At 69.9% G+C, this 8,294-nt stretch carries 7 protein-coding genes; 5 read left to right on the plus strand and 2 right to left on the minus strand.

The window, feature by feature from the left end; all coding sequences use genetic code 11:
- Positions 1-194: 194 nt before the first annotated feature.
- The 4 genes from ACFXGX_RS36390 to ACFXGX_RS36405 all read left to right on the plus strand — a co-directional run bounded on the left by ACFXGX_RS36390 (position 195) and on the right by ACFXGX_RS36405 (position 5,022).
- Positions 195-1,544: an ABC transporter substrate-binding protein gene (locus ACFXGX_RS36390; RefSeq protein ID WP_384800424.1), complete on the plus strand. Its 1,350-nt coding sequence runs from the start codon at positions 195-197 to the stop codon at positions 1,542-1,544.
- A gap of 100 nt (positions 1,545-1,644) precedes the next feature.
- Positions 1,645-2,973, plus strand: coding sequence for a polysaccharide lyase family 1 protein (locus ACFXGX_RS36395; RefSeq protein ID WP_384800427.1), 1,329 nt, complete (start codon positions 1,645-1,647; stop codon positions 2,971-2,973).
- Positions 2,974-2,975: 2 nt separating this feature from the next.
- Positions 2,976-4,106 (plus strand): pectinesterase family protein, encoded by a 1,131-nt coding sequence (locus tag ACFXGX_RS36400; RefSeq protein WP_384800430.1) that lies wholly within the window; start codon positions 2,976-2,978, stop codon positions 4,104-4,106.
- Between the two features lie 121 nt (positions 4,107-4,227).
- Entirely contained in the window at positions 4,228-5,022 is a 795-nt protein-coding gene (locus ACFXGX_RS36405) for an HAD family acid phosphatase (protein WP_384800433.1), read from the plus strand.
- A gap of 92 nt (positions 5,023-5,114) precedes the next feature.
- Here ACFXGX_RS36405 and ACFXGX_RS36410 read toward each other — a convergent pair whose 3' ends face one another.
- Complete coding sequence (locus ACFXGX_RS36410) at positions 5,115-5,978, minus strand: hypothetical protein (RefSeq protein WP_384800436.1); 864 nt, start codon at positions 5,976-5,978, stop codon at positions 5,115-5,117.
- Positions 5,975-6,541 carry a SigE family RNA polymerase sigma factor gene (locus ACFXGX_RS36415; protein WP_384800439.1) on the minus strand — a complete coding sequence of 189 codons (567 nt, stop codon included), beginning with the start codon at positions 6,539-6,541 and terminating at the stop codon, positions 5,975-5,977. Before ACFXGX_RS36415 ends, ACFXGX_RS36410 begins: the two co-directional genes overlap by 4 nt.
- A 256-nt stretch (positions 6,542-6,797) precedes the next feature.
- Here ACFXGX_RS36415 and ACFXGX_RS36420 point away from each other — a divergent pair, with 256 nt between their 5' ends.
- Complete coding sequence (locus ACFXGX_RS36420; RefSeq protein ID WP_384800442.1) at positions 6,798-8,249, plus strand: NCS2 family permease; 1,452 nt, start codon at positions 6,798-6,800, stop codon at positions 8,247-8,249.
- The last annotated feature ends 45 nt before the right edge of the window (positions 8,250-8,294 follow it).

Genomic DNA, 8,294 nt, shown 5'->3' on the forward strand with positions numbered 1-8,294 from the left:
GAGCCGCAATGTCGCACCTCCGTAGCAAGCGCTTGCCGGATGTGGAGGGAAGGGCGCGTCCCTTCCGCGAGCAGCCGGGTGCCGATCTCCGAGGACACCTCACCGACCCCACCACCACCCCGTTGGATCCGGAAGAAGAGAGCCGACCGATGAAGATCAGCCCACTCGGGAACAGCCCACTCGGGAACAGTCCAATGGCGACCGGTCCGAGAAGGACCCGCGTCCCTGGTGCCCGGCGTGCCGCCGTGGCCGTCGCCCTCGGATCCGTGCTCGCGCTGACCGTCACCGCCTGTGGTGACGACGGCAGCGGCAGCGCGGGCGACAAGGGCACCGAGGGCTCCGGCAAGGGCGAGATCACCTTCTGGGACAACAACGGCGGTGTCCGCACCGACATCTGGAAGCAGATCATCGCCGACTTCGAGAAGAAGTACCCGGACATCAAGGTCAACTACGTCGGCATCCCGGCGGCGAGCGCGCAGTCCAAGTACGACACCGCCATCCAGGGCGGCGGTCTGCCCGACGTCGGAGGCGTGGGCACCGCCATGCTCGCCGAGGTCGCCGTCCAGGGAGCCCTGGAGCCGCTGGACAGCCGGATCGAGAAGAGCGCGCTGAACGGAAAGCTGAGCCAGAACCTGCTCGGCGTCAGCCGGTCCGCGAGCGGCGGCGACACGCTCTACCAGGTGCCGACCTCCGCCAACAACGGCACGCTCTGGTACCGCACCGACCTGTTCAAGTCGGCGGGCCTGGACGCGCCGACCTCCTGGTCGAAGTTCTACGACGCCGCGTCCAGGCTCACGGACAAGGGCAAGAACAAGTTCGGCTTCACCATCCGCGGCGGCGAGGGCTCCATCGCCCCGGCGCTGGACGCGGCGTACGGCCAGAGCGGCATCACCTCGTTCTGGAACGGCGACAAGACCACCGTCAACGACCCGAAGAACGTGGCGGCCCTGGAGAAGTACGTCGCCCTCTACAAGAAGGCCACCCCGTCCGCCGACGTCAACAACGACTTCACCAAGATGGTCGCGCAGTGGGACAGCGGCACCATCGGCATGCTGAGCCACAACCTCGGCTCGTACCAGGACCACGTGAAGGCGCTGGGCGGCAAGTTCCGCGGTATCCCGAACCCCACCCTGGACGACGGCACACGGGTGCAGATCTCCAACCCGGTCGACGGGCTGAGCCTGTTCAAGTCGGGCAAGAACAAGGCGGCCGCCTGGAAGTTCATCGAGTTCGCCGTCTCGGCGGAGGAGAACTCCAAGTTCAACGAGTCGGCGGGACAGGTGCCGGCGAACACCGACGCCGCCAAGGACGCCTGGATCCAGCAGGCCGAGCCGACCAAGCTGGCCGCCGAGGCGCTGAACGGCGCCGGCACCAAGATCGTGCAGCTGCCTTACTACCTGCCCGACTGGAACACCATTTCCAAGGCCGACAACGAGCCCGGCTTCCAGAAGGTGCTGCTCGGCAAGATGAGCGTGAAGGACTTCCTGGACACGCTGGCCGACCAGCTCGACACGGCGCAGGCCGACTGGAAGGCCCATCACTAGGTCGTGTCCGACGCGCCCGCGGGGCCCGGCCGTGGCGCCCGTCGCGCCACGGCCACCCCGCAGTCCCCTTCTCCGAACCCGAAGGAAATGGAGTCGCACCATGCACACACAGGAATGGCATGGCCATGCCACAAGCTGGCGTACGGTCGCCGTCCGGAGAGCCGCCGCGCTGATCGGCTGCATCGCCCTCGTGCTCGCCGTCACCGGTACCACCGCCGAGGCCCGCCCGCGCGACCTCGGCCGGCAGACGCTCGCCGCGGGTGACGGCTGGGCGTCCGACGGGACCGGCACCACCGGCGGCTCGGCCGCCGGCGCCGCGCGGGTCAGCACGGTCACGACCTGGGCGGAGTTCAAGGCCGCGCTCGCCGCGGGCGGCAGCGCGCCGAAGATCATCAAGGTCAGGGGCACGATCGACGCCAACGCCTCCGGCTGCGACTCCTTCGCCGCCCCCGGCTACGACTTCGACCGGTACCTCGCCGACTACGACCCCGCGGTGTGGGGCTACGACCAGGTGGTCAGCGGTGAGCAGGAGGATCTGCGCGCCGCCTCCGCCGCGAACCAGGACACCGCCATCAAGGCGTACGTCCCCGCCGACACCACCATCGTGGGCATCGGAGAGAACGCGGGCTTCAAGGGCGCGAGCCTTCAGATCAAGGACGTCGACAACGTCATCGTCCGAAACCTCACCTTCGAGAGCCCCCTCGACTGCTTCCCGCAGTGGGACCCCACCGACGGCGACACCGGCAACTGGAACTCCGAGTACGACAGCGCCGTCGTCTACGGCGCCACGCACGTCTGGCTCGACCACGACACGTTCACCGACGGCGACCACCCGGACAGTTCGCTGCCGGCCTACTACGGCCGGATCTACGAACAGCACGACGGCGAACTGGACATCGTCAAGGGCGCCGACTACGTGACCGCCTCCTGGAACGTCTTCGCCGACCACGACAAGACCATCCTGATCGGCAACAGCGACAACGCGGCGACGGCCGCCGTGGACCGGGGCCATCTGAAGGTCACCCTCCACCACAACCTGTTCACCGGCCTCGTCGAGCGCGCCCCGCGCGTGCGCTTCGGGCAAGTGGACTCCTACAACAACCACTTCGTGGCCGACTCCTCCTACGGCTACAGCTACGGCATCGGCATGGAGTCCCAGCTCGTCGCCGAACACAACGCGTTCACGCTGCCGGACTCGGTCGGTGCCGGGCTGATCCTGAAGAAGTGGAAGGAGGCGCCGCTGACCGCGGCCGACAACTACGTCAACGGCGTCCTCACCGATCTCATCGCCGTGCACAACGCGGAGATCCCCGCCGAGACGCTCCGGTCCGGTGCCGGCTGGACCCCGGTCCTGCGGACGAAGGTCGATGCGCCGAGGGCCGTTCCCGGCATCGTCGACCACCGTGCGGGCGCCGGAAGGATCTGCTGACCATGACCGGACTGCCCCTCGGCAGAAGGGCGTTCGTCGCCGCGTGCACCGGAGCCGCGCTGGCTCCCGTGCTCGCGGCCCCCGCCCGCGCCACCGGCCGGGCGCCGTTCGGGCGCCACGGCTCGCCGTCCGCGCGGCCGAACGCGAGGACGCTGTACGTCCACCCCGGCGGCCTCGGCGACCACACCACCGTGCAGGCCGCCGTGACCGCCGCGACCGGAGCCGGATTCACCCTGGTCATCGCCCCCGGCGTGTACCGCGAGACGGTCTCGGTCGGAGCGGTCGACCCGGCGACCGGCCTGCCCGGCGCCGCCGGATCCGAGATGACCTGGATCGGCGCCTCCGGCGACCCGCGTGATGTCGTCGTCGTGTACGACAACGCCAACGGCACGCCCAAGCCCGACGGTTCGGGCACCTACGGCACCACCGGGTCGGCGACGACCACCGTGCGCACCGACGGTTTCACCGCCCGCGCGGTGACCTTCGCCAACGACTGGCTGCGCGCCGGCCACCCCGGGATCACCGGCACCCAGGCCGTGGCGATCAAGGTGCAGGGCGACCGGTCGGCGTTCCACCGGTGCCGCTTCCTCGGCCACCAGGACACCCTGTACGCCGACACGATCGCGCTCGGCACCTTCGCCCGGCAGTACTACCGGGACTGTTACGTCGAAGGGGACGTGGACTTCGTCTTCGGGCGGGCGACGGCGGTCTTCGAGCGCTGCCACTTCCGCGCCCTGGACCGCACGGACCTGGCCGGCGCCCCGTACGGCTTCGTCTTCGCGCCGTCCACGGCGGTCGCCGACCCGCGCGGATACCTGGTCACCCGCTGCGGAATCAGCAGCGCCGCGCCGGACGCGTACTACAAACTGGCCCGCCCCTGGGTGCCCGGCTCGGACCCCACCGCCCGGCCGATGCTGACCGTCCGCGACACCTTTATGGACGCCGGCGTCGACGCGGTCGCGCCCTATACGAACATGTCCGCCGCCTACCCGTGGCAGAGCCAGCGCTTCGCCGAGTACCGCAACACGGGCCCCGGCGCGGTGATCACGGTTCCGGAGAACCGTCCCCAGCTCACGGACGCGGAGGCCGAGCCGCACACCCGTGCCGCCTATCTCGGCGACTGGTGTCCGTGATTCCTCACCACGCGGCTGGGGCCCGAATCGTCCGGCGTGAGGCCCAAGTCGGCCGAAAAGTATGTATCGATCCGGCAAAAGGCCTCGCGCCCAAGGACGTTACGCGCGTAGAAAACCTGTCATGCATAAGCCACTCCGCATCGCGGCCGTCGCCGCGACCTGTGTCGTCGCCGGTGCCGCCCTGTACGGCACCGGCGTAGCCACCGCCGGTCAGTCGACGGCGAACTCGACGCACGAGCCTTACAACATCGGCGTCCTCGTCAAGGACATAGACACCTATTACGGCACCACCGCCGACAGCAACGGTGTCTACCAGGCGTCCCCCGACAGCCCGTACGCCAAGGACCTGGCCCGCCTCGACGCCTCCGCCAAGCGGTACATCGACCAGGCGGCCCGCAAGGCCCACCACCGGCACGAGAAGGCCGCGGTCGTCTTCGACATCGACGACACGCTGCTGCTCTCCCTCGACTACGAGAAGAAGACCAACTACACCTACAACTCGGCCTCCTGGGCCGCGTACGTCGCCCAGGCGGACCGCCCGGCCGTCTTCGGCAGCCCGGAACTCGTCAAGTACGCCGCTTCCAAGGGCGTCGAGGTGTTCTACAACTCCGGCCTGAAGGAGTCGCAGCGCGTCTCCGCGGTCGACAACCTGAAGAAGATCGGCGTCGACGTCAACCTCGACGCCGCGCACATGTTCCTCAAGGACGCGGCCAACCCGCCCGCCTACCTGGGCGACTGCGCCACCGCCGCCGCCTGGAACTGCACGACCGTGCAGTACAAGGCCGGAACCCGCAAGCACATCGAGTCCCTCGGGTACGACATCGTCGCCAACTTCGGCGACCAGTACTCGGACCTCGAAGGCGGCTACGCCGACAAGACCTACAAGCTCCCGAACCCCACGTACTTCGTGAGCTGACGCCTTCCCCCCATGGGCGAACGCCCCCGCCGGTCCTCACCGTCGGGGGCGTTCGCCTGTCGGCAGGAGGGCCCGGACCGGCGGGCGCGTCGCTACGGATCTCCGCCGTCCGCACTCCGGGCCGTGAAGTCCCCTGCCACGGAGGCCCGTTCGCCGTCCGCGGCGGTCGCCGTCACCGTGTAGCCGTCGTCCTTCACGTCCCGGCCGCCGCGGTCGTGGCCGTACTGGCCGGCGAAGACCCAGGTGCCCGGCCAGACCGTGCGACCGGGCCTGAGGGTCCAGGTGTAGACGAGGAAGCCGTCCCGCTCGGCGACCCTGGTGGTGAAGTCGCTCCCGGGCAGCGAGAGCCAGGCACCCGCCTCGCTCACCCCGCCGGTCTGCCCGACCTTCAACGTGACCGCGAGCGAGGTGAGTCGCTTCGTGGTCCTCAGGCTGACATCGCTCTGCGCCCAGAAGTCGTCGCTGTGCGGGTCGACCGAGCCGTCCGACCGCAACGGGCCGTCCGCGGTGTTCCCGGCGGGCGTCCGTGCCGGGGTGGCGGTCCCGGTCGCCGCGGAGGTGTCCGAGGGGGAGGGACGCGGCCCGTCCGACGCTTCGGGTGTCCCGGAACGAGGTCCGGGTCCGGGCGTGACCACCGCCCGTCCGGTCGGGTCCGGCGAGGGGTCGGGTGCCGGGGGGACGGCCACGGTCCGCGGAGCGGGACCGTCGTCCCTCACCGCCGGGGCGACCGCGTACCCCCCGGCCGCCAGGACGCCCGCGACCGCGGCCGTGGCGCCCAGGACACGCGCCCAGCCGGGCAGCGGCGGGCGCGCCGTACGCCGCGGCGGCCGCTCACCGGAGCCCGTCATACCGCGTTCGACCCGGGCCAGGATCCGGGCGCGGTCCGGCTCGTGGAACCTCGCCGCCGCACGCAACCGGACGCGCAGCTCGTCGTGCACCTCCCGCGACTCCCTCACCGCCCCCGACCTCCGGCCCCGCCCGCGGGCAGCGCCCCCGCGTGCATCCGTACCGCCGCTTCCTCTGTGCCGAGCAGCCGCTTCAGTTCCGCCATGCCCTTGGACGTCTGGCTTTTTACCGTACCCACGGACACGCCGAGGGCGAGCGCCGTGTCCTTCTCCGACAGGTCGAAGGCGTGCCGGAGCACGACACAGGCGCGCTTGCGGAACGGCAGCCGGCGCAGCGCCTCCTGGACGTCGACCGTGCCGGGCACGTCCGGGTTCTCGGTCCTGTCCTCGCGCTGCGACCAGAAGAGCGTCATGCGCCGGCGCTCGCGCACCGCGGTCCGGATCCGGGTGCGGGCGAGGTTGGCGACCACTCCGCGCGCGTACGCCGTCGGACGGTCCGCGGCGCGCACCCGGTCCCAGCGGTGCCACAGCGCGAGCAGCGCGTCGGCGGCCAGATCGTCGGCGGCGTCCGCCTCACCCGTCAACAGATGTGCCAGCCGGGCCAGTTCGGCGTAGTGCCGTTCGAAGAACGCGTGGAACTCCGCGGAGGCGGCGTCGTCGACGAGCGTGCCCACGGGATACCTCCCCTCGCTTCGGCCGCGGCACAGGTGCGGGCGCGGTGGGTGCGGGACCCGTGACTCCGGCGTGGGGTACGGGAGTTCCGGCGGAGCGGGACGCGTGAGCGTAGCAGTCGGTCGTCCGGGCCCCGGAACGGTGCCTGGCGGGCCGAACCGGATTCCGTAACACGGGGAAAACCTGAAACCGGTTGATCGGGGGAACAATCCAGCCAGCATCCGCACACCAGGCCCGCAGGCAACGAGGAGTAACGCCATGTCCGAAGCGCAGAAGGTCGACAACCGGCCAAGTGCCGCACCACCGACGGCAGGAGGGGTCGACGGGTTCTTCAAGATATCCGCCAGAGGCTCCACCGTCGGCCGGGAGATACGCGGCGGGTTCGCCACGTTCTTCACCATGGCGTACATCCTCGTCCTGAACCCCATCATCCTCGGCAGCGCCAAGGACAAGTTCGGGCACACGCTCGACACCGGTCAACTGGTCACCGCCACCGCGCTGGTGGCGTGTGTGATGACCGTGATCATGGGCATCGGCGGCAATCTCCCGCTCGCCATCGCCGCGGGCCTCGGCCTCAACGCCGTCGTCGCCTTCCAGCTCGCCCCGCTGATGAGCTGGGACGACGCGATGGGCCTGGTAGTCCTCGAAGGCGTACTGATCTGCGTCCTGGTGCTCACCGGTCTCCGGAAGGCGATCATGAACGCCATTCCGCAGCAGCTCAAGCAGGCCATCGGCGTCGGCATCGGCCTGTTCATCGCCTTCATCGGCTTCGTGGACGCCGGGTTCGTCAGCCGTATCCCGGACGTCGCGAACACCACCGTCCCCGTGCAGCTCGGTGCCGTGGGCCGCCTCACCGGCTGGCCCGTCCTCGTCTTCTGTCTCGGTGTCCTGCTGACCATCGCGCTGATCGCCCGCAGGGTGAAGGGCGCGATCCTCATCAGCATCGTCACCATGACGGTCGTGGCGATCGTCATCAACGCCGTCGCCGACATCAAGAGCTGGGGCCTGACCACCCCCAAGGTCCCGGACAAGATCGTCGACAGTCCGGACTTCGGGCTCATCGGTCACTTCAGTCTGTTCGGCGGCTTCGCCGAGGCCGGTGTCCTCACCGCGGTCCTGCTGATCTTCACGCTGGTGCTGTCGGACTTCTTCGACGCCATGGGGACCATCGTCGGGATCAGCGCCGAGGCCGGGCTGCTCGACGAGCAGGGGCAGGTGCCGGGCATCGGCCGGGTCCTGTTCATCGACGGCGCCGCCGCCGTCGCGGGCGGTCTGGGCTCCGCCTCCTCCAACACCGCCTACATCGAGTCCGCGGCCGGCGTCGGCGAGGGCGCCCGCACCGGCTTCGCCAACCTGGTCACCGGCGGTCTCTTCGGTCTCGCGCTCTTCCTCACCCCGCTGCTGACCATCGTCCCGCTCCAGGCCGCGGCGCCCGCGCTGATCGCGGTCGGGTTCCTGATGATGACCCACGTCAAGCACATCGACTGGGACCAGTACGAGATCGCGATCCCGGCGTTCCTGACCATCGCCGTGATGCCGTTCACGTACTCCATCACCGACGGCATCGGCGCCGGCTTCCTGGCCTACGTCGTCATCAAGACGGTGGTGGGCAAGGCGAAGGAGGTCAACTGGCTGCTGTGGGCGGTCTCGGCCCTGTTCCTCGTGTACTTCGCGATCGACCCGGTGGAGCAGTTGCTCGGCGTGAAGTGACCCGCCCGCGCGCGGGAGCCGGCAGCTGAAGGGACCGGCCGCGAC

The sequence above is a fragment of the Streptomyces sp. NPDC059371 genome (genome assembly GCF_042751995.1).
GTDB lineage: Bacteria > Actinomycetota > Actinomycetes > Streptomycetales > Streptomycetaceae > Streptomyces.

What these genes read in the sequence shown, in the direction of transcription:
- ACFXGX_RS36395 (WP_384800427.1), top strand. Translation starts at nt 1,645, where the DNA reads ATGCACACACAGGAATGGCATGGCCATGCCACAAGCTGGCGTACGGTC.
- ACFXGX_RS36420 (WP_384800442.1), top strand. Translation starts at nt 6,798, where the DNA reads ATGTCCGAAGCGCAGAAGGTCGACAACCGGCCAAGTGCCGCACCACCG.
- ACFXGX_RS36390 (WP_384800424.1), top strand. Translation starts at nt 195, where the DNA reads ATGGCGACCGGTCCGAGAAGGACCCGCGTCCCTGGTGCCCGGCGTGCC.
- ACFXGX_RS36400 (WP_384800430.1), top strand. Translation starts at nt 2,976, where the DNA reads ATGACCGGACTGCCCCTCGGCAGAAGGGCGTTCGTCGCCGCGTGCACC.
- ACFXGX_RS36405 (WP_384800433.1), top strand. Translation starts at nt 4,228, where the DNA reads ATGCATAAGCCACTCCGCATCGCGGCCGTCGCCGCGACCTGTGTCGTC.